Source organism: Bradyrhizobium ingae, assembly GCF_055791185.1.
Genome location: NZ_JBVUBB010000004.1, coordinates 185,980 through 211,535, shown reverse-complemented (window position 1 = coordinate 211,535; position 25,556 = coordinate 185,980). Strand labels below are relative to the sequence as shown.

The following is a 25,556-nucleotide window of genomic DNA, read 5'->3' as shown; positions in this document are numbered from 1 at the left end:
GCTTCACCGGCTGCAAAGCCGACGAAAGCGCGAAGGAGAGTGGAAGGGCGCCCTCGGATGATGCGCGAGCGGCGCGCGGGTGAACTGACGCGCGCGTTCTAGCACGAGGCAAGGGTCAAAAAGCAAGCTTCTTCGACATCTCGCAATGCGCTCAAGAGCTTAGCTCGTGATTGCGGCCTCCTGAGTGTCCCGCTGCACGCGGCGGTGTCGATGTCAGGATCGCGCAAATCGATGACAAAAACCCGCGTTGATGCCAGGTGCCTCAGCTAAGCAATTGGAATCACGTTGATTTATCGATCTGTGATTTACGCGGGAGACGTGCGGCCTCCGAGCGAGGCTACCGCTGGCCGGTAGCGCCGGCTGCCCTGGAGGGTTTGCCCGTTGTCGAAGGTGAGTTCGAAATCCCCTGACGGTTTGAGGTCCACGCCGCTCACCCGATCGAGATTGGCGAGCTTCGTCCGATGAACGCGCACGATGGCGAAGCGCGAAAGCTCGTTTTCGGCCATCGCAAGCGTGCCCCGGATCAGGTGCTGACGGCCGTCCGCAAGGCTGTATTCGATGTAGTTGCCGGCTGAAGCGACCCAGAGAATGTCGCGCGGCGCGAGGCGGATGCGGCTTGCGCCATCGCGCAGCCAGATCAGATCGGGGGCAGGCGGCTGTCGCGAGTCGGCAGCTTTGGCAACGAGTGTCGCCCTCTTCTGCTCGCGCAGGCTCTCGAATAGCCAGATCGTGCCCCCGATCAGGAGGGCGGCCACGACATCCTTGCGAAACTCGTATGAGATCGTCGCAATTGAGAAATGGAAATCGTAGGCGCTTCCCGCGAACCAGAGCACGAGCTTCCTGATCCAGACCATGCCGGCGATGTGGAGGGTCGAAAAGCCGAGCAGGGCGAGCGTTCCGATTGCGACCCGGACGATGAGCCACGGACTTCGGCGCATGCGGCGGACGGCCATCACCAGGAGCGGGACGGTCAACAGGACGACGGCGATGCTCGACATCTCCCAGAACAGCCGCCTGCCGACATCATAGCTGTCGCCGCGCCAGGCGGCATCCTGCGCACCAGAGAGCGCATTCACGATTCCGGTCGCGAGCGCGATGGCTGTAATCGCACCGAACATCGTCCAGTCAGCGCCGCTGAGCCCGAATAGCCCACCGCTCGTCCCAGGGTGCGGCACCCCATCCCGCGTGTTGCGGTTCTGATCCCAAACCGGCTCGACGTGGTCTGCTTGTGGAGCATTTTCGGTGTCAGCCATGGCCAAAGAACCGTGCTTGGCGTCCCGTCAAGGAGCAGAGATCCATGTCAACACCACAGCAACTCTCGACCTCGGAACGGCGCATCGATCTGGACTGGGTGCGGATTGGCGCCTTCGGGCTCCTGATCTTCTACCACGTCGGCATGCTCTACGTGTCCTGGGGATTTCACATCAAGAGCGACTACAGGCTGACCTGGCTCGAGCCGTTGATGCTGGTCCTCAATCCCTGGCGGCTCTCGCTGCTGTTCCTGGTTTCAGGGGTTGCGACGAGGTTCATGCTCGGCAAGTACCGCCTCGGGTCGTTCGTCGGCGCCCGATCGGCGCGGCTGCTGATCCCCCTGATCTTCGGCATGCTGGTGATCGTACCGCCGCAGTCCTACCTCCAGATCGTCGAAAGCCTCGGCTATCCCGCAGGCTTCGTCGATTTCTATGTCCATCACTATCTCGCCTTCGGGGCGCAATTCTGCCCGAACCCCTGCATCGTCCTGCCGACCTGGAACCATCTCTGGTTCGTGGTCTATCTGTGGGTCTACACGATCGCGCTGGCCGGGGCGCTCTGGCTGTGGCCGGCCCTGGCCGACCAGCTCAGCGCGAAGCTTGCCGCTCTGCTCGCAGGGCCCGGGCTTCTGATCCTGCCCTGTCTGCTGTTCGCGGCTTGGCGCCTGTTTTTGTTCCCGGCCTTTCCTTCCACGCATGCGCTGTTCGGCGACTGGTACAACCACGCGGACTATGCGACGGCGTTCCTGATCGGCTTCCTGCTGGCGAAGCAGGGTGGTGTCTGGGCCCAGATCGAACGCCAGCGCTGGGCGGCGCTGCCACTCGCAGCCGCTTGCTTCCTCATCTTGATCCTTCTGTTCGCGGGTCTGCTTGCGCCGTCGCCGCTGCTGAAGAAGTGCGCCGGCATCGCCTATGGCTGCTATCAGTGGCTCGCAATGGCTGCGGTGCTCGGTTTCGCACGGCGGCACTTCACAGCCGACGGCCCCCTCCGTCGCTATCTCACGGACGCGATCTTCCCGTACTACATCGTGCATCAGACCGCGATCATCATGATCGCGCATGCGCTGCGCGGCAGCGGCTTCCCGGCCGCGGTCGAGGCCTCGATCGTCATTGCCGGCACCGCGCTCACATGCATGGTCACCTATGAGATCGTGCGACGCATAGCCTGGCTGCGGCCATTGTTCGGATTGCGGACGGTGTCGCGCCGTCCCGCCGGGATCGCGCAGCAGCAGCCGGCCTGATGCGGGGCAGGTCTCGATTGGCGCGGTGGCAAAAGGTGCTAAGAGGGCGGCATGCCGAACCGCGTCTATCTCGACTGGAATGCGACCACGCCGCTGCGCCCCGAAGCGCGGACGGCGATGCTCGCGGCCTACGAACTGGTCGGCAATCCGTCGTCAGTCCACGCCGAGGGACGGGAGGCGCGGCGACTGGTCGAGGCGGCCCGCGCTGCGCTCGCGGGCGCGGTTGGCGGGCTGCCGCGGAACGTCATCTTCACCTCGGCGGGAACCGAGGCCAATGCGTTGGCGCTATCGCCGGGTCTGAAAGGGCCCTCTGGCGGCCCGGTGGAACGGCTTCTGGTGTCGGCGGTCGAGCACGCCTCCGTGCTGGCAGGCGGGAGGTTTCCGCCCAGCGCGATTGGTCAGATCCGGGTGACGCGGTCGGGTGTCGTTGATCTCGACCACCTCAGGACGCTGCTTGGCTCCGGACCGCCGGCGCTGGTGTCGATCATGGCCGCCAACAACGAGACTGGGGCGCTTCAGCCGGTCGCGGAGGCGGCACGGATCGTGCTCGAGGCAGGCGGGCTTCTGCATGTCGACGCGATCCAGGCGCTCGGCAAGATTCCGTTTGATATCAAACAGGTAGGAGCTGCTCTTGCTACCTTCTCTGCGCACAAGATCGGCGGTCCCAAGGGCGTCGGCGCGATGGTCGTGGCCGAGGGCGTGACGGGGCTGGAACCGGTGCTGCGCGGTGGCGGGCAGGAACTCGGCCGCCGGGCGGGAACCGAGAACGTCGCGGGCATCGCCGGTTTTGGCGCGGCAGTGACTGCGGCCATTCAGGCTCTGGCGGAGGATGCGGTGCGGCTCGTAAACCTCCGGAATCGCTTGGAGAATGGGTTGCGAGCCGCGCCGGGCACGTTGATTTTCTCGGAGGATGCCGGGCGGTTGTCAAATACCATTCTATTTACCGCGCCGGGGTTGAAGGCCGAGACCGCCGTCATTGGCTTCGACCTCGAAGGTATCGCTGTATCCTCGGGCTCGGCCTGTTCGTCCGGAAAAGTCCAGCCGTCTCACGTGCTTTCGGCCATGGGATTCGACCCGAAAACGGCCCAGGGAGCGGTGCGCCTCAGTCTGGGCTGGTCCACGCAGGAGGCGGACATCAATCGGGCTCTTGAGGCTTGGCGAAAGCTCGGTAATAACCTACTTAGAGAGTAAGCGACGAAACACGGCTTGAACGGTTCTAAGCGCGTGCTTTCCGCATAGAAACATCGTAATAGTCGTTCGAGTTTGATCCACCGCGGTCCTTGAAACCGCGAGCGGAGGATGGAATGCCAGCCGTACAAGAGACGGTCGAGCGCGTGAAGCGCATCGACGTCGACCAGTATCGTTATGGGTTTGAGACCCTGATCGACTCCGAGAAGGCCCCGAAAGGCCTGTCGGAAGACATCGTAAAGTTCATTTCCGGGAAGAAGAACGAGCCAGCCTGGATGCTCCAGTGGCGGCTCGAGGCCTATCGGCGCTGGCTCACCATGACCGAGCCGACCTGGGCGCGCGTCGACTATCCCAAGATCGACTTCCAGGACATCTATTACTACGCGGCGCCGAAGCCGAAGAAGACGGTCTCCTCACTGGACGAGATCGATCCCGAAATTCTGAAGACCTACGAGAAGCTCGGCATCCCCTTGCGGGAAGTCGCCATGCTCGAAGGCGTCGAGCCGAAGCCCGGTGAGGAAGACCCGGCCCGGCGGAAGATCGCGGTCGATGCGGTGTTCGATTCGGTGTCGGTTGCGACCACCTTCAAGGCGGAGCTGAAGAAGGCCGGCGTGATCTTCATGCCGATCTCGGAGGCGATCCGCGAGCATCCCGAGCTGGTGCAGAAGTATCTCGGCTCCGTGGTGCCGACCTCCGACAATTTCTACGCGACGCTGAACTCGGCGGTGTTCTCTGACGGCTCGTTCGTTTACGTGCCGCCGGGCGTGCGCTGCCCGATGGAGCTGTCCACCTATTTCCGCATCAACGAGCGTAATACCGGCCAGTTCGAGCGTACGCTGATCATCGCCGACAAGGGCTCCTACGTCTCCTACCTCGAAGGCTGCACCGCGCCGCAGCGCGACGAGAACCAGTTGCACGCCGCCGTGGTCGAGCTCGTCGCGCTCGATGACGCCGAGATCAAGTATTCGACGGTGCAGAACTGGTACCCCGGCAATTCGGAAGGCAAGGGCGGTATCTACAATTTCGTCACCAAGCGTGGCGATTGCCGCGGCAACCACTCCAAGATTTCGTGGACCCAGGTCGAGACGGGCTCCGCGATTACCTGGAAGTATCCGAGCTGCATCCTGCGCGGCGACAATTCGAGCGGTGAGTTCTACTCGATCGCGATCTCGAACGGCTTCCAGCAGGTCGACTCGGGCACCAAGATGATCCACCTCGGCAAGAACACCTCGAGCCGGATCATCTCGAAGGGCATCGCGGCCGGCAAGTCCCAGAACACCTATCGCGGTCTCGTCACCGCGCATCGCAAAGCGAGCGGCGCGCGCAACTTCACCGCCTGCGACTCGCTGCTCATCGGCGATAAATGCGGCGCACACACCGTGCCGTATATCGAGGCGAAGAACTCGTCGGCGACGTTCGAGCACGAGGCGACGACCTCGAAGATCTCCGAGGACGTGCTGTTCTACTGCATTCAGCGCGGGCTGAGCCAAGAGGAAGCCGTCGGCCTCGTCGTCAACGGCTTCGTGAAGGATGTGCTCCAGCAGCTTCCCATGGAGTTCGCGGTGGAAGCGCAGAAGCTGATCTCGATCTCGCTTGAAGGGTCGGTCGGTTAATCGCCGCCCCTCGCGGTGCGCTTCGGCGCTCCAACATCAATTGAATAGACTGGATACCAAGATGGCTTTGCTTGAAGTGAAAGACCTGAAGGTTCGTGTCGAGGAGCGTGAAATCCTCCACGGGCTGACGCTGACCGTGAACGAGGGCGAAATCCACGCGATCATGGGACCGAATGGCTCCGGCAAATCGACGCTCTCCCACGTCATCGCCGGCAAGCCCGGCTATGAGGTGACCGACGGTCAGATCCTGTTCAAGGGCGAGGACCTCCTGGAGATGGATCCGGAAGAGCGCGCCGCGAAGGGCGTGTTCCTGGCGTTCCAGTATCCGGTCGAGATTCCCGGCGTCGCCACCATGAACTTCTTGCGCACCGCCCTGAATGCGCAGCGTAAGGCGCGCGGCGAGGACGAATACTCGACGCCGGACTTTCTCAAGAAAGTCCGCGAGGTCTCGAAGTCGCTGAACATCCCGCAGGACATGCTCAAGCGCGGCGTCAACGTCGGCTTCTCCGGCGGCGAGAAGAAGCGCAACGAGGTGCTGCAGATGGCGCTGTTCGAGCCGAGCCTGTGCATCCTCGACGAGATGGATTCCGGTCTCGACATCGATGCGCTGCGCATCGCCGCCGACGGCGTCAACGCGCTGCGCTCGCCGGGGCGCGCGATGGTGGTGATCACCCACTATCAGCGCCTCCTGAACTACATCGTGCCTGACTTCGTGCACGTCATGTCGAAGGGCCGCGTCGTGAAGAGCGGCGACAAGCAACTGGCGCTGGAGCTGGAGGAGTCCGGCTACGCCCAGTTCGAGGACGCGGCGTAAGGGATTTTGCGATGAACGTTGCTTTGGCAAAGACCGGGAGCGGCCGCGCGGTGAGCGATCTCTTCACCAGCGCCGAAGGCCGGCTGCCCGGCTCGCCGGCGGTCGCAGCAGTGCGCCGCCAGGCCTTCGAGACCTATGAGCGTCTCGGCCTTCCGCATCGCCGGCTCGAGGAATGGAAATACACCGACTTGCGCGCACTCGTCGGCGAGGTGCTGCCGCTTGCGGCCGCGCCTGACGCAGCGGCGCTCTCGCGCGCGGTCGAGGCCGTGAAGGCGAATGGCTTTGCAGGTGCCCGCAAGCTGGTGCTGGTCGATGGCGTGTTCGCGGCCGACCTGTCGGACCTGAAGGCGCTTGCATCCGAGGTCAGCGTCAAGACGCTGGGCGAAACGCTGGAGAAGGATTGCGGCGACCTGCTCGGGGCCGCCTCGACGGACGCGATGATCTCGCTGAATGCGGCGATGGCGACCGACGGCGTCGTGGTGTCGATCGCGGACGGCGTGCAGCTTTCCACGCCGATCCAGATCATCCACGTCGCGACCGCGGCGTCTGCGTCCGCTTTCACTCGCTCGCAGTTGCGGGTCGGCAATGGCGTCCGCGCCACCATCGTCGAGAGCTTTGTCTCGGCCGGCGCTACGGCCTATCAGGTCAATGACGCCGTGCTCGTGACGATCGGCGATGACGCCGATGTCGCGCATATCCGCCTGATGGACGATGCGCCTGACGCCGTGAACATCACCTCGGAGATCGTCACGGTCGGAGCGAACACGAAGCTCAATTTCTTCAACATGACCACCGGCGCGGCCGTCAGCCGCCTCCAGGGCTTTATCACGCTGGCAGGCGAGGGCAGCGAGCTCGCGGTCAATGGCGTGAACCTCCTGAAGAAGACCGAGCATGGCGATACGACCCTGGTCGTCGACCACGCCGTGCCCCATTGCACCAGCCGCGAGATCTTCCGCGCCGTGATCGATGATCGCGCGCATTCGGTGTTCCAGGGCCGCATCATCGTCCGTCCCGACGCGCAGAAGACCGACGGCAAGATGATGACGCGGGCGCTGCTGCTCTCGGATGAGGCCGAGGCCGATAACAAGCCGGAGCTCGAGATCTTTGCCGACGACGTCTCCTGCGGCCACGGCGCCACCGCCGGCGCGCTCGACGACAGCCTCCTGTTCTATCTGCGCGCGCGAGGGCTGCCCGAGAAGGACGCCCAGGCGTTGCTGATTCAGGCGTTCGTCGGCGAAGCGATCGAGCAGATCGCCGATGACGATCTGCGTGGGCACGTGATCGGTATTGCCGAGCGCTGGCTGGAGCGGCGGTCATGAGCACGCATCCGGCAGTCCTGAACGGTTCTTATGACGTAGCAAAGGTGCGCCAGGATTTTCCGGCGCTCGCGATGCAGGTCTACGGCAAGCCGCTGGTCTATCTCGACAACGCGGCCTCGGCGCAGAAGCCGCAATCCGTGCTCGACCGCATGACGCAGGCTTACACAAGCGAATACGCCAACGTGCATCGCGGTCTGCACTATCTCGCCAATGCCGCGACGGAGGCCTACGAGGGCGGCCGCGCCAAGGTCGCGCAGTTCATCAACGCCAATCGCACCGAAGAGATTATCTTCACCCGCAACGCAACGGAGGCGATCAACCTCGTCGCGTCGTCCTGGGGCGAGCCCAACATCAAAGAGGGCGACGAGATCGTCATCTCGATCATGGAGCACCACTCCAACATCGTGCCCTGGCATTTCCTGAGAGAACGCCATGGCGCGGTGATCAAGTGGGCGCCGGTCGACGATGAGGGCAATTTCCTGATCGACGAGTTCGAGAAGCTGCTGACGGCGAAGACCAAGCTGGTCGCTATCACGCAGATGTCGAACGCGCTCGGCACCATCGTGCCGGTGAAGGACGTCGTGAAGATCGCGCACGGGCGCGGTATTCCCGTGCTGGTCGACGGCAGCCAGGGCGCCGTGCATCTGCCGGTCGACGTCCAGGATATCGGCTGCGACTTCTATGTCTTCACCGGTCACAAGGTGTACGGGCCGACCGGCATCGGCGTGCTCTGGGCCAAGTATGATCACCTCGTCGCGATGCGTCCCTACAACGGGGGCGGCGAGATGATCCGCGAGGTCTCTCGCGACCTCGTCACCTACGGTGATCCCCCGCACAAGTTCGAGGCGGGCACGCCCGCGATCGTCGAGGCAGTCGGGATCGGCGCAGCCATCGACTACGTCAACTCGATCGGCAAGGAGCGCATCGCCGCCCACGAGCACGATCTCCTCACCTATGCCCAGGACCGCCTGCGCGAGATCAACTCGCTGCGGCTGATCGGCACGGCGCGGGGCAAGGGCCCGGTGATCTCCTTCGAGCTGAAGGGCGCGCACGCCCATGACGTCGCCACCGTGATCGACCGCCAGGGCATCGCCGTGCGTGCCGGCACCCATTGCGTGATGCCGCTTTTAGAGCGGTTCAACGTGACCGCGACGTGCCGGGCCTCCTTCGGCATGTATAATACAAGGGATGAAGTCGACCATCTGGCACAGGCGCTTTTGAAGGCGCGGGATTTGTTCGCATGAGTGACACGGCCGAAATCAAAGCCAATCCGATGGAAACGCAGTCGGCGCTGCCGCCGGAAGAGAGCGAGCGTCTCACGCGCGAGATCATCGCTGGCCTCAAGACCGTGTTCGATCCGGAGATTCCCGCCGATATCTACGAGCTCGGCCTGATCTACAAGGTCGAGATCAAGGACGACCGCTCCGTTGACGTCCTGATGACGCTGACGACGCCGAATTGCCCGGCCGCCGGCGAGCTGCCGACGATGGTCGAGAACGCGGTCGCCAGCGTCCCCGGCGTCGGCGTGGTCGACGTCAAGGTCGTCTGGGAGCCGGCCTGGACGCCGGAACGCATGAGCGACGAGGCACGCCTCGTGCTCAATATGTGGTGACGCGTAACCTCGGCATTGAATTTGCTCCGCAACGGACCACATCACTGACATGACACAGGCAACACCAGCATCCTCTCCGAAGCCGCGGCGTCCGCGTCCGCAGGTGATGCGGCTGACGGATGCCGCCGCGCAGCGCATCACCGAGCTGACGCAGCGCGCGGACTCCGAGATCGTCGGTCTGCGCGTCGGCGTGAAGAACGGCGGCTGCGCCGGGCAGTCCTACACCGTCGAATACGCCCATGAGATCCGACCGACCGACGAAGTCGTCGAGGACAAGGGCGTCAAGATCCTGGTGGATCCCAAGGCCGTGCTGTTCCTGCTGGGCACCGAGATGGACTACAAGGCCGACAAGATGCAGGCCCAGTTCGTCTTCAACAACCCCAACCAGATCTCCACCTGCGGCTGCGGCGAGTCGGTCGAGCTGCGCCCGGCGAAGGTCGAGGGGTAAAACCCCTCTCTCGCAAATCCCACCGGATCGTCCTGGCGAGCGCCAGGACCTATACCCCGTGATCTCGCCACGGTGGGCGTCAGCACCAACGACTGGTAAGGCGAGCAGTCATCGCTAAACTACCTTCCGTGGTAATGGGTCCTGGCGTTCGCCAGGACGACGATGGGGAGGAAGTTGGGCCATGGACCGCGAATTCCTGATCGATCTGTTCGCCGATTTCGGCCCCGTTACCATCCGCAGGATGTTCTCCGGCTACGGCATCTCCGCCGACGGCACCAATTTCGCGCTGGCCTTGCGCGCCGGCCTGTTCCTCCGCGCCGATGAGCAGACGATCCCGAGCTTCGAGGCCGAAGGCTCAGCGCCGTTCCAGTACCAGACCCGCGCCAAGACCGTGATGGTGAACTCCTACTGGCAGTTGCCCGCACGCCTGTTCGATGATTCCGAGGAACTTGCAGAGTGGGCGAGGGCAGCACTCGCCGCCGCGCAGCGCGCCAAGGTGAAGAAGCGGCCGAGGGCGAAAAAGGTGGTGAAGAACGCGACGAAGCGGGGCGCGAAGAAACCCACTGTCAAGACGCAAACAACCAAGAAAGCGGTTCGTATGGTGGGCAAGGCGAAGCGTGCCCCCCGCTCAAGATAGTGATTTCGAGAAGAGATAGAGAGGGCGCGGCGCTGTGCGCCTTTGCTCCCCTACGATTGCGTCAAGCCACCTGGCCGCGCGTCTCCGCGCGGTGCTCCGGATCGGTCTCGCAGATCACGCGGTTGCGGCCGTTGCGCTTGGCGGCGTAGAGGCAGGCGTCAGCGCGCTCGATCAGGGAGTCCGTGTCGTCGCCCGGCTTCAGCATGGAGACGCCGACCGAGATCGTGACGCGGCCGAGGATCTCGCCGGTCGATTTCTTCTTCAATTCCTTCGCCATCACGGCGCGGCGGATGTGGTCGGCGACCGTGAGCGCCTGGCGCAGCGAAGTGTTGGGCAGCACGACGGCGAACTCCTCGCCACCATAGCGCGCGGTGATGTCCTGACCCTTGATGGTCTGCTTCAGTGACAGACCTACGAGACGCAGCACCTGGTCGCCGGTGAGGTGGCCGTAGGAATCGTTGAACGACTTGAAATGGTCGATGTCGAACAACAGCAGCGACAGTGGCTCGCCGCTTGCGAGTGCGTTCTGCACGGCCATGCCGATCATGCGATCGAAATATTTGCGGTTGCCAAGGCCGGTGAGGGGATCGGTGAGGCTTTCGGCGCGGATCGCTTCGAGGCTCTGCTGGAGATTGCTGATCTCGTTCTTCGACAAGGTCAGCCGGTCTTCCAGCGCCTTGTTGGTCTCGCGCATTTCTCTGGTCGAGCGGACCAGCGTGTCCACGATCGCCTTGATCTGGTCGCCGTTCTGGGCGGTCGACAGTTTCTCGACCGCGCCTGACAGGCGGGCATCGTAGGAGGCGGACATGCCGAGCGCCTCGGTCAACACCTTCATCACGTCGTCGATCTCGCCGATGACGCGCGCACCGACCTTGTCGATGCGGTCGGTGGTCTTGATGTGGGAGAGATAGGTCTCGTAGATCTGCTCGAGGTCGGCTTCGGTCAGCTTGCCGTTACGCGCCAGCGTCTCGTTGATGATCTTGTTCAGCGCGGCGTTGTAGCCGGTGGCGTAAACGTACCAGATCTCGTAGTTGCGGGGAATTGCGGTCTGCTTGAGCGATCGAATCTGGCCGAGCGCTACCTCGGCGAACGCCATCGTGCGTTCGTGTTCCTCGAGCACCTTGACCACAGAACATCCCCACAGCAGTCGGTGCGCCTCCGACCGGAGCAATATTTAAATTATGGTCTGAGGCTAAAGGACGAGTCTGAACGGCCGGTAAACGGCCGTTTTTGGAGCATGATCCGGATCCGAAGGGCCAGGTTGGCGCAAAGTGTGAAGCGGTTTTCCGTCGCGACAAACGCGAAACGCGTTTGCGCGGATATCATGCTCAGACAAAGAGCCTAAAGCGCGGCGCGCTTCAGGCGCCCGCGGGGGAACGGACCGGTCGCAGCAGGAATGCTGGCAGATGCGAATGATCGCCGGGCTCGCTGTCGACCTCGCGCTGCGGACGCCGCGGCTCGGGCCGGCCGATCGAGGGCACATGCGACGTATTGGCTTGCTGGCGCGAGCCGTGGCGCGGCTCGCTGGCGTGCCTTGCTTCGCGTGCAGGCTTTGGCTCGCGTGAAGGTTTTGGCTCTCGTGGAGGCCTCGCTTCCGCTGCCGGCCTTGCATCCGAGGCGTGCCGCGCGTCACCGCGCGGCTCTTGGCCGCGACGCGACTTGCCGCGACCGCCGCGCGACCGTTCCCGGCCACGCTGCTCGCGCGATCGCTCAGTTGGCTCGGCGGACTCGCTGTGGAGTTCGAACTCGCCTTCGGCGCGCGGAATGTTCTGGCCGATCAGCTTTTCGATCGCGGCCATCGACTTCTGGTCGAGCGGCGTCACGATCGAGATCGCGGTGCCGGTACGGCCGGCGCGCCCAGTACGACCGATGCGGTGAACGTAGTCGTCGGGATGATGAGGGACGTCGAAATTGAAGACGTGGCTGACCTCGGGGATATCGAGGCCGCGGGCGGCAACGTCGGAGGCCACCAGCAGCGGCAGTTCGCCTTTGCGGAACTGATCCAGCGCCGCCATGCGGGCCGGTTGATCCATGTCGCCGTGCAATGCGCCGACGCTGAAGCCGTGCTTCTGGAGCGATTTGTGAACGATCGCGACCTCGCGCTTGCGATTGCAGAAGATGATCGCGTTCTTGAGGTCCTTGGCCTCGCGCAGCAGACGGCGAAGCAGTTCGCGCTTCTCATGCGCCTCGCGGCCGGCGGGAACCTGGGACTGTGTGACGGTGACGGCCGTGGTGGCGGGCTTGGAGACCTCCACCTTCTGCGGATTGTGCAGGAAGGCCTCGGTGATGCGCCGGATCTCCGGCGGCATGGTCGCGGTGAAGAACAAGGTCTGTCGCGTGAAGGGGACGAGCTTGCAGATGCGCTCGATGTCGGGAATGAAGCCCATGTCCAGCATGCGGTCGGCTTCGTCGATGACGAGCAGCTCGACGCCGGTGAGCAGGAGACCGCCGCGCTCGGTGTGGTCGAGCAGGCGGCCGGGCGTCGCGATCAGCACGTCGACGCCGCGCATCAGCTTGGCGTCCTGGTCACCGAAGGAGACGCCGCCGATCAGGAGGGCGACGTTGAGCTTCTGTCCCGCGCCGTAGCGGTCGAAGTTTTCCTTGACCTGGGCGGCGAGCTCACGGGTCGGCTCGAGGATCAGGGTGCGCGGCATGCGCGCCCGGGCCCTGCCTTTTTCGAGAATGGTGAGCATCGGCAGCACGAAGGCCGCGGTCTTGCCAGTGCCGGTCTGGGCGATGCCAAGCACGTCCTTGCGTGCGAGGACGTGGGGGATCGCCTGTTCCTGAATGGGGGTGGGGTTGGTGTAACCTGTGGCCGCCACTGCGGCGAGGACTTTTTCGGATAGTCCGAGATTTGAAAAGGACATTGAGCCTCTAGTCGAAACCGCCGTTCGGAATCGAGGGTAATAAGGCTGTCGCGCTCCACCCCGAAACGGCGCGCTCTCAAAGAAGCTGGGGGTGCTGACTTACGCGAGCAAGGCTTTGCGCGAACAACGCGCCAAACTCGGGAATCGCGTTTCGATACCGAGCCGCGTTGCCCGGAACATAGGGCGGAATCGGCCAAAGTCAATGGAGCAGACGCGGGAAGGCTCTAAAAAGCCTAGCGTTTTTGCTCAAATTGCGGGCGAAGTTGGGCTTTTCGCCCGGTCACCGGCCGGCGACCGGGGAGGCCAAGGTGAGCGGCTAACGCTTCTCGGCCGCCTGATTGCGGAAATCGCCCGGTGCGAGCCCGTAGGCGGCGTTGAAGACCCGGTAGTAGGTCGCCAGGCTTTCGAACCCGCAGGCTGCCGCGACGTCGGCAATCAGCCGCTCCGGTGCCTCCCGCAGGAGGCGGCGGCTCTGCGCCAGGCGTTGCTCGGTCACGGTCTGGGAGAAGCTCTTCTCCGCCATTTCAAAGAGCATGTGGAGGTGGCGCAGTGACACGCCGAGCCAGTCGGCCACCATCGCCGGGTCCAATCGGGGATCGTTCAGGTGGCGGTCGATCAGGCGGCGCGCCAGCGACAGGCGTCCGACCCGCAGCGCATATTGTCCCCGGCGGCCCCCGGGCCTGACGATGCCGCGCTCGATCAGGGCGAGGGTGGCCAGCGCCTCCACCAGCGGCTTGGTGTGCGACGCTTTTTCCTCATCGGCGAGTTCACCGAGCTCGGCAAAGGCGGCATCGAGCAGCGGGGCCAGCGCAGGGTCGCCGAACGGCTTCGGCGTGAGGTCGCGAACGCGCCTGTCCTGCGCGGGGATGCCAGCCACCGGGATCTTCAGGATCCTCAGGTGAAAGCCGGCAGTGCCGAGCGGCAGGGTGCGATAGGGCAGGTCGGTATGGCTGGTGGCAAACCTGCCACTTTCGATCGCAAAATCGCTGCTGCGCATGCCGCCGAACCAGCCGCCGCTGCCGAGCTGCTGGTAAACGCAGATGCTGTCGCTGGCCGCGTCCGCAATGTCGGCCTCGCTACGCTCGACCTGATAGGGCGAAGCCTTGAGTTCGACGAGTCCGGCCCCGCCGACTTGCCGCAACGAGAACTCGCCGAAGAAGTCGGTGCGCTGCTCCCGCGCGAGTTCCGCGGTGACGCCAAACAGCCCCTTGGCGCGCACCTCCCGCCAATAGTCGAAGCGGTCCTGCGGTTCGACTTCGTCGGTACACCAGCGATACACGGTAGACCCCGGTCTGAACTGAATTGGCAAAGAAGAAGCAGATTCCGACGGAATCTGCCATAGCTCAGACGTCGCGCCAGACGGTTCCGTTTATTGAACCCTTGCCACCATTTGGCCGACTATGAAATCAGCACGGCAGGGGCAATGGCCGGTCGAAAGAGCCGGATCGAGCCTTCCGTAAAGGGGATTTTCGATGGCGCATCGGCTTTTCAGAATTTTAGCAGCGCTTGGCCTTGCGATGAGCCTGAGCGGCTTCGCGGGCGCTGCGCATGCCGAAAAGCGCGTCGCGCTCGTCGTCGGCAACAATGACTACAAGAATGTTCCGAAGCTCTTGAAGGCGGTGAACGACGCCCGCACCATGGGCGATACGCTGAAGCAGCTTGGCTTCTCCGTGATGGTGGCCGAGAACCAGAACCGCCAGCAGTTCACCGAGACGCTGCTCGCCTTCGACAGGGCGATCGAACCCGGCGACACCGCGTTCTTCTTCTATGCCGGCCACGGTTTCGAGATCGCGGGCCAGAATTATCTGCTGCCAACCGATGTGCCGGCGGCGACCGAAGGTCAGGAAGAGCTGGTGCGCGATGCATCCATCCTGGCGGACCGCGTTGTCGAGCGCCTCCAGAACAAGAAGGCGCGTACCTCGATCCTGGTGTTCGACGCCTGCCGCAACAATCCGTTCGAGCGCGCCGGCACGCGCGCAGTCGCCGGCGGGGGCGGGCTCGCGCCGATGACGCAATTGCCCGAAGGCGTGTTCTCGGTGTTCTCCGCCGGCCCGCGCCAGACCGCGCTCGATCGACTGTCGAACGATGATGCCAATCCCAATTCAGTGTTCACGCGCACGTTTGCGAAAGAGCTGCTGCAGCCCGGCGAGAACCTCGTGCAGGTGGCTCAGCGTACGCGGCGGCTGGTCAGCGAGATGGCCGACACCGTCAAGCACAAGCAGGTGCCGGTCTATTTCGACCAGATGGTCGATGACGTCTTCCTGAGCGGCGCGGCCAAGGCTGCGGCCGATGCCGCGGCGCGCCCCGCCGAGCCGCCGCCGCAGAAGGTCGCGGCGCTGCCGCCGGTCTCGGTGCCGCGCGTGCCGAAAGAGGAATCCACCAATGCGCCGATCGCGAGCTTCTCGCGCCACAATGGCGGCTGGTCGGTGGTGTTCTCCTTCGCCGATCCCACGCTCGGCATTTCCTGGCGGATGGCAGGCCAGGGCGATTTCCGCGAGACCGGTTTCATCGACTCGCTCGATCCGCGCACCCGCAAGCGGATTCCGAACCCGTCGATCGAACTGCCCCCGGATGCGCCGGCCGGCACCATCGAGGTTCGCTACGTCGATGCCTCCGGCGACATGCAGGGCCCGTTCCCGATCAAGTTCGACCCCGAGGCCGGGCTGCTTCGCGACCAACGCAAGATCCTCGACATGACCGCGACGAGCTGGCTGTCGTTCCGTGAATTCAACGGGCTGCTCGTCTATTACACGCACCTTGTGTCCTACCGCTGCGCCATCCGCGAGGTCCGCATCGGCATCGACACCGCGGTCCCCAACCAGGTGTTGAAGATGCCGCCTTGCGATATGCGCGACCCTACCGCGATCTCCGCCGGCATGCCGCTCTACATGAAGCTCGCACCGTCGACACAGGTCGTGTCGGTGGAGCTGACCTATCGCGACGGCAGCGTCTCGGAGATCAAGAGCTTTCGCACCGCGAACCGCAGCAACAATTGAACTGCTCGCTTGAGCCATCATGCCGAGCCAAGCGGTGGGGTTTTCAGATGGGTGCCGTCAAGTATCGCGAGTAAATATCCGCGCGCCTGTCTGTCGCGAGCCCGACATAGCTTCGGTAGCGGGCAACGTCAGCAAGGTCGATTTCCGCGCGTACGACGTCCTCGTCCTCCGTGGTGGATTGCGCAAGAATCTTGCCGTCGGGCGCAACGATGATGCTTCGGCCCATGAAGGCGCAATTGCCCTGCCTGCCGGCGCGGTTGCAGCTCAGGAAGAAGACGCCATTCTCGGTTGCGCGCGTGTAGGCGCGGTGCGTGAAGATCTGCTCGTCTTCCAGGGGCTTGTCTTTCGGGCGGAACGACGCCCAGATATTCGTGACGATCTGGGCGCCTTGCACCATGAGCGCCCGCGTCAACTCCGGAAACCGGATGTCATAGCAAATCTGCATGCCAATCGGCCCCAACATCGTCTGCTGCACCGAGATGCTCTCGCCGGCGACGAAGTATAGCTTTTCCAGATGCCAGCGATGAATCTTGTGGTAGGTGCCGAGCACGCCGTGAGGGCCAATCAGGACTGACGCATTGTGCATCACGCCCTGCTGCACGGGGTGACGGAGAGCCAGCCCGACGACAACATGGAGGCCGTGCTCACGGGCGAGATCGCACAGCGACGTGATGAAGGGCCCGTTCGCGGGTTCGGCGGCCTGGAATAATCGGAAGGCATATTGTTCGGCTCCGCCGGATTCCGGGCTGAAAGTTGCGCCGGGCGTCAGCGGCTCCACATATCCCGTGTTCGACAACTCCGGGAATACGATCAACTGCGCGCCCGCCTTTGCCTCCGATCGTATCGCCGCCTGCATTCGCTCGAGATTCAACGCCGGCTCCAGCACTTGGACGTCAAATTGGATCAAGCTCACGTTTATCTTGCTGATCATCGCTAGTCCGTTCTCCTGTCGCGGGCCCAGCGATCCGCGCGTTGCGCCCACTGCCCGTGTTCAGTCGACATCAATGGGCGCTTTCAGGAGCCAGTGGAAATACGCGATGCGTATCCAGCCGCTCGTAGGGCAGGAGCCGCAGGTCGGCGACGCCGTGGTCCGGCGTATCCACGATCATGATTTCCTCCGCCAATCCCTCGTAGAAGGCACGGAAATGGGTCTTTGAACGAAGCACGATGATGTCAAAATCTTCCGGACGCAGGCCAAACACGCCGAATGCGTCGCCATCGACTGCGAATGCAAAAGCGCTGACGACACTCACCGACACGCCATCGACGTCAAGCAACGCCGTCATTCCGAGGTCTACAGGCATGCCATGCATGTAGGAGCCCGTCACGCGGTACGATTTCGGGCCTGCCCACTTCACGCGCGCGGTGATGTCCAGCGTCGGCCCCGCCTTTTCGGAGCTGTGGCCGCCGAGCTTCAGCTTTACCAAAGCACCTACGCCGGCTTCGAACGCTTTCTGAGCTGCGGCCGCATCCCAGAGAAACGGTACGGCAGCCCGCGCGACACCGCGCCTCAGCAGCTCCGCGAGCAGGTACGTGGAGTCGTTCATGCGGTCTGCGTGCTCGACCAGGACGTAGGGGCGCCGCTGCGTCCTGCGCATCGTCAGGCCTGTGCACGCCCGGGAAACCGCTGCCTCGGCGGTGTAGACCTCGAAAGGTCTGGAGAGTGCATGCCGCTCGCTCCAGATCCGTTCCGAAAGGTGGTCTGCGATCGTCTGGGCGCGCACGCGGTCGCCGTCGGTGACGCACAGCACCGAAAAGCCTGCATTGTGTGCGTCTGCATAGGAAAAGCCGGCCATCAGGGAAATATCGGTGTAGCGCTCGCCGTCACGCTCGATGCGCCGGCCTTCCTCGATGAGATCCGCCAAGGGGCGCAGCGCAGTCGCGCTGAAGATCGAGGGGACAAGCACGCCCGGCTTGGCGATCGCCCATGTTGGCGAAATCTCTCCACGCAGCGTGCGGAGCATGCAGATGGCGGCACGCCGTCCCGTGTCTCCCGTATCCGTATGCGGCGATTTTCGATAGGCGAACGCCGCGGTCGCGTTTTGCAGCGTGTCTGCATCGATGTTGCCATGATAGTCCAGCGCGACGATCAAGGGCTTGTCTTGCCCCAGGGCAGCGCGCACAGTGTCGATGATGAAGCGCTCGGGGTCCGGATAGGAAGCCGTCCAGCACGCCCCGTGGAGGAAGAGAAGCACGCCATCGAGGTCCGACAAGGCGCGGACGCCTGATGCCATCTCGTCCGCATAGCGTCTGACGGCTTCATCGGTGGCCGGCCCCACCGCGCCGAGGGCGGTGTGGACGAGCGGAGCCAACGCCACGCTAGCCTGTTCGCAGATATCGATGAAGCCGCCCATCACGGTGTTTGTGCCTTGGAGCTCGTCGACGATGCGATCCCCGCGCAGGGCCACCTGCTCGAAATCGTCCCAGGTCGAGACGGCTGGCAGAAAACTCACGGACTCAATATGAAAGCCGGCGATAGCGATCCGAAATGGCTTGAGGATGCCGTGCCCGGGCCCGGAAGGGATTGAAGGCTCATGGACCATGACGCTTTCCTAGGCCGAGGCGACGTGCCGAGCCATCAGGTGGCGCGGAATCGCAAAGATCAACGCGGCCGCGGCGAACAGCGCGATTGCCAGCAGCGAGACGCCGGCCGTCGTGCTGCCCGTCAGTTGGTTCAGGACGCCCAGGACGGTTGGACCTGCAAAGCCCGCACTCGCCGCGCCGATATTGACCAGTCCGGCCCCGCTGGCCGCTGCCGTTCCAGCAAGCACGCGTGAAGGCAAGCTCCAGAACATGGCCAGTGTGCACTGGATGCCGGAGATGCCGATGGTCAGGCAGACGAAGGAGAGCATCGGCGTATCTCGCATGGTCACGCCCGCTAGCAGGGCGGCGCCGCCGACGATCAGGGGCGTTGCGGTATGCCAGAGCCTCTCGCCGGTCTTCACCGAGTGGATCGAATTGAGCAGCATGGCGCAGGCGGCGATCAGGTAGGGCAGTGCGGTCACGACGCCGATCTGGAAGTTCGTCAGCCCGCCGATCGACTTGATCATGCTCGGCATCCAGAAAACGAGGCCGTAATTGCCGAGGTTGTAGAGAAATGACGTCGCGAACAAGATCCACAGCGTGGGCTCACGCAACGCCGGCCACAAGCTCGTTTGCTTGTCCCTCGATTCTTGAGCGAGCTCTCGCTGCACCAGGGCCTTCTCGTCCGGCGTCAACCATGCAGCATCGTCCGGCCGCTCGACGATCGCCCTGATCGAGATCAGCCCAAGCAGGATCGCCGGGAGTCCTTCGAGCAGGAACATCCATTGCCAGCCCTTCAGGCCATAGCCGCCGTGGGTAACGTCCATGATCCATCCGGACAACGGACCGCCGAGGATCACGCCGAGGGGCAGGGCGAGGAACAGCAGGGACATCACCTTGCTGAGCCTGAATGAGGGAAACCAGACACTGAAGAAGGCGATCACGGCGGGGAAAAAGGCTGCCTCCGTGATCCCGAGCAAGAACCGAAGCACGTAAAAGCTGGCTTCGTCCCGCGTCAGCAAGGTGGCCATGGAGACGAGTCCCCATGAGATCATTGACGCTGCGATGCACTTCCGCGGACCATAGAGCTGGACCAGGTAGCCGGCGGGCACCTGCAGCAGCAGGTAGCCGATGAAGAACAGGCCTGCACCGAGGCCATAGGCGGCCTCGCTCAGATGCAAATCGTTGACCATGCCAAGCTTGGCGAAGCCGACGTTCACCCGATCCAGGTAGCCGAAGAAGTAGCAGACGAGGATGAGCGGCACGATGCGAAGCACGATCTTCCGGTACGTCGCGTCCGCCTCGGCCACCTGGGGTAATGCAGTGGTGGCGATCGTAACGGGCGACACGAGTTGCTGCTGGATGGGCATCGATGCTACCTGTTTCCTTCGGTCTGGCTAAACCCTGGGATCGTAGAAACCGCTGACATCGAGGTCCAATGCGGGTTCGCTTGCGACTGATGAGACTTCCGCATGAAAGTCGAGAACGCTGAACTCGAAGCCTTCGTGATCGCGGCGGAGCTGCTGAATTTCCAACGCGCAGCCGAGAAGCTTCATCTGACCCAGCCCGGCCTGTCGCGCCGGATCCAGAAACTGGAGCAGACGCTGGGTGTCGAACTGTTCAGCCGCACCACCAGATCGGTGGTCCTCACCGGAGCTGGACGCCACTTCCTTCCGATGGCGCGCCAGCAAATCAACAATCTGAACGGGATGCTCGATTCGATCCGGGAGGTCGCCGAAAGGCGTTACGGCAAGATTCGGGTGGCCAGCATTCCGACCGTGGTCTGCCAGGCCTTTCCGGTCCTGTTGAAGACGTTCACCGATCGCCATCCGAACGTCGGCGTGCAGGTCTTCGACGGTAACCAGGACTTTGTCGTTCGCCAGGTCTTGTCAGGGTTGGCCGAATTCGGGGTTGGCGTGGACCCGGGGCCCGACCCTGATCTGACATTCGTACCATTGCTGGCAGACCGTTTTGTCCTGGCCGTGCATAAGGACGACGCGCTGGTCGCTCGCCGGGAGATCGCGCTGCAAGAGCTACAGGCGATGCCAAAGGTTCGGCTCATGATTGGGGGACGCGACAGCGGCAACAGGCTTCTGCTCGAGGTCTTGCTCGGAAACGCGGCCCTGAAGTTGCGGTGGTTCTACGAAGTCGAACACGTCTCCTGCATCCTCGAACTCCTGGAAGCGGGCGTCGGCTGCGCTATCTTGCCGGCAATGGCCCTCCCGACAGATCCTGGCTCCAATATCCGGGCAGTCCCCATCTCCGCTCCCGAGATCAAGCGGACTGTCGGCGTCATTCGCCACCGATCCCTGAACATCTCGCCGCTGGCGAGTGAATTTCTCGATCTCGTGACTCGGCGGCTTGGTGCCGAGTACGCGCTATAATCATTGTTGCGGATTGAACCACCTTCGAGGACCGGATCATGAACGCTAGCGCGCCGGAACAGCCCGCCGCATCTCGTTCCCTGACAGTTCGCTGCTGCATCGTCGGGGGTGGGCCGGCCGGGATGATGCTCGGCTATCTCTTGGCGCGTGCCGGCATCGATGTCGTGGTGCTGGAGAAGCACGCGGATTTCTTCCGCGATTTTCGTGGCGACACCGTGCATCCCTCGACGCTCCAGGTGATGGACGAGCTCGGCCTGATCGATGGCTTCCTGAAGCTGCCGCATCAGCGCCTGCAGACGCTTGACGGCATGTTCGGCGGCACGCCGGTGCGCATCGCCGATCTCCGCCGGCTCGACACGAAATACCCGTTCATCGCCTTCATGCCGCAATGGGACTTCCTGAATTTCCTGCGTGAGAGCGGTCAGCGCTTTCCCTCGCTCAACGTGATGATGAGCACGGAGGCAACCGACCTGATCCGGCGCGGTGAGACGATCGCGGGCGTGCGCGCGACGACGCCGGAGGGCCCGATCGACATCGAGGCGGATCTGACCATCGCTTGCGACGGCCGGCATTCGATCGTGCGCCAGCGCGCGGGCCTTAGCGTTGAGGAGATCGGCGCGCCGATGGACGTGCTGTGGTTTCGCGCGAGCCGCAGGCAGGACGAGACCGAGAACGTGTTCGCTCGCGTCGAGCCCGGCAAGATGATGATCACCTTCGATCGCGGCGAGTACTGGCAATGTGCCTATGTCATCGCCAAGGGGCAGTATGACGCGGTGAAGGCGAGGGGGCTTCCGGCGCTGCTCGACGACGTTGTCCGCATGGCGCCGATCCTTTCATCCGGCATCTCCGACGTGAAGAGCTGGGACGACGTCAAGCTTCTCACGGTTGCGATCAATCGCCTGAGCCGCTGGACCCGACCGGGCCTGCTCTGCATCGGCGATGCCGCCCATGCGATGTCGCCGGTCGGCGGCGTCGGCGTCAATCTCGCGGTCCAGGATGCGGTTGCGACGGCCAATCTGCTCGCCGACAAGCTTCGGAACGGCTGCCCTTCCCAAGCCGAGCTCGACGCCGTGCAGCGACGGCGGGCGTTTCCGGTGAAGATGACGCAGGCGATGCAGGTCGTCGTACAGAACAACATCATCAGTGGCGCGCTCAGGCCGGGCAATCAGCCCGTGAAGGTTCCGCTCATCGTTCGCCTGGTCACGGCGCTGCCGTGGCTTCAGAAAATTCCCGCGCGCTTTGTCGCGCTCGGCGTGCGGCCGGAGCATGTGCATTCGCCGGTCGCGCGCGCATCGTGATCGCGCCGCTTCGATGTCCAACGGCCTGGTAGGGATAACATCGCGTTAAGCCAGTCCACGCGCGTTGCGCACGGGCAACAGCGCAATCGGATTCGAGGCGGCCGAAAGCCGATCCTGCCGCTTAACTCTGTTGATTCCAGTTTTAGTAAGAACTGTCTGTGAGCTTGCGCCCATCTGAGGACAAGGGGTTGTACCATGCGTTCCAAGTTGATTGCCGCCGTCACCTGCACCAGCGCGCTCGCCGCAGCCGGTAACGTTTCCGCCGCCGACCTCGCCGCGCGGCCCTACACGAAGGCGCCGGCCTATATCGAGCCGCTCTACAACTGGACGGGATTCTATGTCGGCGGCCACATCGGCGGCGCCTGGACCAACGAGCAATTCATCAACAACGGGACCGGCGCGCCGTTCGGCGATCTGGTTCCGGGCGAGGGCTATCGTCAGCGCGGCTCGGGCATCATGGGTGGCGCCCAGATCGGTTATAACTGGCAGGCGAGCAACTGGGTGTTCGGCGCCGAAGGCACGATCTCCGGGCTCGACAACAAGGGCACCGTCGTGAATACGGCGTTCGGTGCGGGCGACGACGTCTTCACTTGGCGCGCGAATGTTCTCGCAACGATCGTCGGCCGCGCCGGTTACGCCGTGCAGAACAACCTCTTCTACATCAAGGGTGGCTACGCCGGCGTGAACAATCGTCTCTCGGTCACCGACACTGTCGGGCCGTTCACCGGCTCGGGCGGCCAGACCCACTGGGCCAGCGGCTGGACCGTCGGTGCCGGCTGGGAATACGGCATCACGCGCAACTGGATCGTCGGCCTCGAATACAACTACGCCGCCTTCGTCAGCCAGACCTACCAGCTCGGCGGCACCTCGGGAAATTACACCTTCGATGCCAAGCCGCGTGACATTCAGTGGGCGGTGGTGCGCGCGAGCTACAAGTTCGACGCGCCGGTCATCGCGCGCTACTGAGACTCAATCGCGACGGCACGGCGAAAAGCCCCGGCAATCGGCCGGGGCTTTTTGCTTTTGGCGCACCAGTTAGGTGCGAACTATTGACCTATCGCAGCCTATTTTACCGCTGAATTGTGCAGAACGTTGCTGGTGTGCAACGTTTGATGAAAAAGCGAAACGATGTGAAGCGCCGCCGCGGGTTCCAACTCGTTTGATCGTGCCAAGAAAGCTATCCTTTCTCCCGGAATTAAATTCGCTTTTTCATCAAGTGTTTTTTGCAGGGGGAATAAATGAAATATCGCTTGGGCTGGGCGCTCGCAGCGTCGCTCTTTTCTGCAGGAATTGTCGGGACTGCATCGGCGGCAGACATGGCCGTCAAGGCAACACCCGTTCCGATTCCGGAAGTCTGGACATGGACCGGTTTCTATCTCGGCGGCAATCTCGGTGGGGCGTGGTCGGACAACCGGCTCGGCTATGACATGCCGTTCACGACGCCCGGCAACATCTTCACGTTCTGCGGTTCACCCGCAGGCGTAGCGGCCCCCGTCCTCGTGGGCGCCAATCCCTTCGACCTCTCGACCAACTGCTCGCGTCCGAGCAGTTTCATTGGCGGTGCGCAGATTGGCTACAACTGGCAGATGGGAACTTGGGTCGTCGGCATCGAGGGTGACGGGGCCTGGCAACAACTCATCCAGCACAGCTTCGTTCGGTTCGGGTCCAATCCAGCGGCCGGTGCGCCCATGGGCAGTGTCGCAACCGACACCGCCTATTTCCGCTCTGAGCAGGGCGCCCTCGGCACGGTCCGTGGCCGTATCGGCTATGCCGGCGGCAGCTGGTTGCTCTACGCAACCGGCGGTCTCGCCGTCGGCGCTGTGAAGCACTCGATGACGGAAGTCCTTGCCCCGGGCGTCGCTTGTCCGGTTGCCCCGTCGGGAACGTGTCGCACGGTCAGCGATGACACGACGCGGGTCGGTTGGACTGTTGGCGCAGGTGCCGAATGGTTGTTCGCGAGGAACTGGTCGATCGGTGCCGAATATCTCTATGTCGATCTTGGCAGGACGACGCTCACGCTGGCGCCGGCTGGCGGATTTTTCTTCAACACGAGCACGGCACGATTTGACGACCGCGAGCACGTGGCACGGGTCAAGATCAACTATCACTTTGGTGGCCCGGTGGTCGCCAGATACTGATACCGGCTTGACCGATCCTATGATGCAAAGCCCCGGCCCTGGCCGGGGCTTTTTTCACGGCTGTCGCGATCTCAGGCCATCACGGAAAAACCGCCGTCGACGGGGATAGCGGTGCCCGTGACGAAGGCGGATGCCGGTGAGGCCAGGAACACCGCGATGCCGGCAAAGTCGTCGATCGCGCCCCAGCGTCCTGCAGGCGTGCGCGCGAGGACGCGCTCGTGCAGTCCCGACACCTCTTGGCGCGCATCGCGCGTGAGATCGGTGTCGATCCAGCCCGGCAGGATGGCATTGACCTGGATGTTATCAGGCGCCCAGGCATTGGCGCAGGCGCGCGTGAACTGCACGATGCCGCCCTTGCTGGCCGCGTAGGCCGTCGCGAAGCTCGCGCCGAAGATCGACATCATCGACCCGATATTGATCACCTTGCCGTTGCCGGACGCCTTCAGCGCCGGGTAGGCCAGCTTCGAACACATGAAGGCGCTGGTGAGGTTGGTGTCGATCACCGTGTTCCATTCGTCGAGCTCGAGCTCGTGCGGCGGCTTGCGGATGCTCATGCCGGCATTGTTGACGAGGATGTCGATACGGCCGAGCTCCTTTGCGACACGCGTAATCATCGCCTCGACAGCCGTCTTGTCGGTGACATCGGTCGCGACCGCAATGGCTTTGACGCCGCGCTGGCGGAGATCCTCGACGGCCGCTTTCGACTTTGCTTCGTTCCGTCCCGCCACGGCGATGTCGGCGCCGGCGTCGGCAAGCCCGCGGGCCATGCCGAGCCCGATTCCGCCATTGCCTCCCGTGACGATCGCGACCTTGCCGCGGAGATCGAACCGGCTGGATGTCATGCTGTGATGTCCTTTTCTTGTTTGGTTTCTTCTACTGGCTGCTTTCCCAGATCAGGACCAGCCCGAACCCGGCCATGGCCGCGCCATAGCCGGCCCATTGCAGCTGGTTGACCATGAAGCTCGATCGCGGCCAGGGAAACGTGCCCGTGCCCTGTCCGATCCAGATCAGGCCCAGGGCGGTCGCAAACAGGCCCGCGGTCAGCAGAAATCTGCGCATGCGTCCCTCCCCACCGGTGTGCTTCTGTCGCGGCGCGGCATCGACGCCGGCGGTCGCGAAAACTTCAGCGCCAGACTAGCCGTAGCTTCGGCGGGGTGACAATGGCGCGCGGACCACCACGCTTCCGAATGGGCCGACATGGCGCGGCTGGAGAGTGTGCGGCCGTTAC

General features: G+C 63.5%; 23 protein-coding genes. 14 read left to right on the top strand and 9 right to left on the bottom strand.

Annotation, left to right across the window (positions count from 1 at the left end; translation table 11 throughout):
* Positions 1-305 precede the first annotated feature (305 nt).
* Entirely contained in the window at positions 306-1,253 is a 948-nt protein-coding gene (locus ACV1FX_RS08205; protein ID WP_473117041.1) for a LytTR family DNA-binding domain-containing protein, read from the bottom strand.
* 44 nt (positions 1,254-1,297) lie between these two features.
* Between ACV1FX_RS08205 and ACV1FX_RS08200 the strand changes: the two genes are divergently transcribed.
* The 9 genes from ACV1FX_RS08200 to ACV1FX_RS08160 all read left to right on the top strand — a co-directional run bounded on the left by ACV1FX_RS08200 (position 1,298) and on the right by ACV1FX_RS08160 (position 10,122).
* On the top strand, positions 1,298-2,491 hold the full coding sequence (locus tag ACV1FX_RS08200) for an acyltransferase family protein (RefSeq protein ID WP_473117040.1): 1,194 nt from the start codon (positions 1,298-1,300) through the stop codon (positions 2,489-2,491).
* 51 nt (positions 2,492-2,542) lie between these two features.
* Positions 2,543-3,682: a cysteine desulfurase family protein gene (locus tag ACV1FX_RS08195; protein WP_473117039.1), complete on the top strand. Its 1,140-nt coding sequence runs from the start codon at positions 2,543-2,545 to the stop codon at positions 3,680-3,682.
* Between the two features lie 113 nt (positions 3,683-3,795).
* Complete coding sequence (gene sufB / locus ACV1FX_RS08190) at positions 3,796-5,292, top strand: Fe-S cluster assembly protein SufB (protein ID WP_473117038.1); 1,497 nt, start codon at positions 3,796-3,798, stop codon at positions 5,290-5,292.
* Positions 5,293-5,353: 61 nt separating this feature from the next.
* A complete protein-coding gene (gene sufC / locus ACV1FX_RS08185; RefSeq protein WP_473117037.1) occupies positions 5,354-6,106 on the top strand; it encodes a Fe-S cluster assembly ATPase SufC in 753 nt (250 codons plus the stop codon).
* 11 nt (positions 6,107-6,117) lie between these two features.
* Positions 6,118-7,425, top strand: coding sequence for a Fe-S cluster assembly protein SufD (sufD, locus tag ACV1FX_RS08180; protein WP_473117036.1), 1,308 nt, complete (start codon positions 6,118-6,120; stop codon positions 7,423-7,425).
* A complete protein-coding gene (locus ACV1FX_RS08175; RefSeq protein ID WP_473117035.1) occupies positions 7,422-8,669 on the top strand; it encodes a cysteine desulfurase in 1,248 nt (415 codons plus the stop codon). The genes sufD and ACV1FX_RS08175 overlap by 4 nt, the downstream gene beginning before the upstream one ends.
* Positions 8,666-9,037, top strand: coding sequence for an SUF system Fe-S cluster assembly protein (locus ACV1FX_RS08170; protein WP_473117034.1), 372 nt, complete (start codon positions 8,666-8,668; stop codon positions 9,035-9,037). The genes ACV1FX_RS08175 and ACV1FX_RS08170 overlap by 4 nt, the downstream gene beginning before the upstream one ends.
* A 49-nt stretch (positions 9,038-9,086) precedes the next feature.
* A complete protein-coding gene (locus ACV1FX_RS08165; protein WP_473117033.1) occupies positions 9,087-9,485 on the top strand; it encodes a HesB/IscA family protein in 399 nt (132 codons plus the stop codon).
* Between the two features lie 181 nt (positions 9,486-9,666).
* Positions 9,667-10,122 carry a TfoX/Sxy family protein gene (locus ACV1FX_RS08160; protein ID WP_473117032.1) on the top strand — a complete coding sequence of 152 codons (456 nt, stop codon included), beginning with the start codon at positions 9,667-9,669 and terminating at the stop codon, positions 10,120-10,122.
* Positions 10,123-10,183: 61 nt separating this feature from the next.
* Here ACV1FX_RS08160 and ACV1FX_RS08155 read toward each other — a convergent pair whose 3' ends face one another.
* The 3 genes from ACV1FX_RS08155 to ACV1FX_RS08145 form a co-directional block, all read right to left on the bottom strand.
* Positions 10,184-11,251: a GGDEF domain-containing protein gene (locus ACV1FX_RS08155; RefSeq protein ID WP_473117031.1), complete on the bottom strand. Its 1,068-nt coding sequence runs from the start codon at positions 11,249-11,251 to the stop codon at positions 10,184-10,186.
* 229 nt (positions 11,252-11,480) lie between these two features.
* Positions 11,481-12,989 carry a DEAD/DEAH box helicase gene (locus ACV1FX_RS08150; RefSeq protein ID WP_473117030.1) on the bottom strand — a complete coding sequence of 503 codons (1,509 nt, stop codon included), beginning with the start codon at positions 12,987-12,989 and terminating at the stop codon, positions 11,481-11,483.
* A gap of 316 nt (positions 12,990-13,305) precedes the next feature.
* A complete protein-coding gene (locus ACV1FX_RS08145) occupies positions 13,306-14,268 on the bottom strand; it encodes a helix-turn-helix domain-containing protein (protein WP_473117029.1) in 963 nt (320 codons plus the stop codon).
* 193 nt (positions 14,269-14,461) lie between these two features.
* Here ACV1FX_RS08145 and ACV1FX_RS08140 point away from each other — a divergent pair, with 193 nt between their 5' ends.
* On the top strand, positions 14,462-15,985 hold the full coding sequence (locus ACV1FX_RS08140; RefSeq protein ID WP_473117028.1) for a caspase family protein: 1,524 nt from the start codon (positions 14,462-14,464) through the stop codon (positions 15,983-15,985).
* Positions 15,986-16,028: 43 nt separating this feature from the next.
* Here the strand turns inward: ACV1FX_RS08140 and ACV1FX_RS08135 are convergent, their stop codons facing one another.
* The 3 genes from ACV1FX_RS08135 to ACV1FX_RS08125 form a co-directional block, all read right to left on the bottom strand.
* Positions 16,029-16,916, bottom strand: a complete 888-nt coding sequence (locus ACV1FX_RS08135) for a carbon-nitrogen hydrolase family protein (protein WP_473117027.1) — start codon at positions 16,914-16,916, stop codon at positions 16,029-16,031.
* 70 nt (positions 16,917-16,986) lie between these two features.
* Positions 16,987-18,528, bottom strand: coding sequence for a M81 family metallopeptidase (locus ACV1FX_RS08130; RefSeq protein WP_473117026.1), 1,542 nt, complete (start codon positions 18,526-18,528; stop codon positions 16,987-16,989).
* A gap of 9 nt (positions 18,529-18,537) precedes the next feature.
* The gene (locus ACV1FX_RS08125; protein WP_473117025.1) at positions 18,538-19,878 is read right to left on the bottom strand and encodes an MFS transporter; all 1,341 of its coding nucleotides are present in this window, start codon (positions 19,876-19,878) and stop codon (positions 18,538-18,540) included.
* Positions 19,879-19,980: 102 nt separating this feature from the next.
* On the opposite strand from ACV1FX_RS08125, the gene ACV1FX_RS08120 reads away from it, so the two are divergent.
* The 4 genes from ACV1FX_RS08120 to ACV1FX_RS08105 all read left to right on the top strand — a co-directional run bounded on the left by ACV1FX_RS08120 (position 19,981) and on the right by ACV1FX_RS08105 (position 24,328).
* Positions 19,981-20,892: a LysR family transcriptional regulator gene (locus tag ACV1FX_RS08120; RefSeq protein WP_473117024.1), complete on the top strand. Its 912-nt coding sequence runs from the start codon at positions 19,981-19,983 to the stop codon at positions 20,890-20,892.
* A 38-nt stretch (positions 20,893-20,930) separates the two neighbouring features.
* On the top strand, positions 20,931-22,190 hold the full coding sequence (locus ACV1FX_RS08115) for an FAD-dependent oxidoreductase (protein WP_473117023.1): 1,260 nt from the start codon (positions 20,931-20,933) through the stop codon (positions 22,188-22,190).
* A gap of 195 nt (positions 22,191-22,385) precedes the next feature.
* Entirely contained in the window at positions 22,386-23,156 is a 771-nt protein-coding gene (locus tag ACV1FX_RS08110) for an outer membrane protein (RefSeq protein WP_473117022.1), read from the top strand.
* Between the two features lie 272 nt (positions 23,157-23,428).
* Positions 23,429-24,328 carry an outer membrane protein gene (locus tag ACV1FX_RS08105; protein WP_473117021.1) on the top strand — a complete coding sequence of 300 codons (900 nt, stop codon included), beginning with the start codon at positions 23,429-23,431 and terminating at the stop codon, positions 24,326-24,328.
* Between the two features lie 71 nt (positions 24,329-24,399).
* On the opposite strand, the gene ACV1FX_RS08100 is transcribed toward ACV1FX_RS08105, so the two are convergent.
* Entirely contained in the window at positions 24,400-25,170 is a 771-nt protein-coding gene (locus ACV1FX_RS08100; RefSeq protein WP_473117020.1) for an SDR family NAD(P)-dependent oxidoreductase, read from the bottom strand.
* A gap of 31 nt (positions 25,171-25,201) precedes the next feature.
* Positions 25,202-25,387, bottom strand: a complete 186-nt coding sequence (locus ACV1FX_RS08095) for a hypothetical protein (RefSeq protein ID WP_449380816.1) — start codon at positions 25,385-25,387, stop codon at positions 25,202-25,204.
* Positions 25,388-25,556 lie beyond the last annotated feature (169 nt).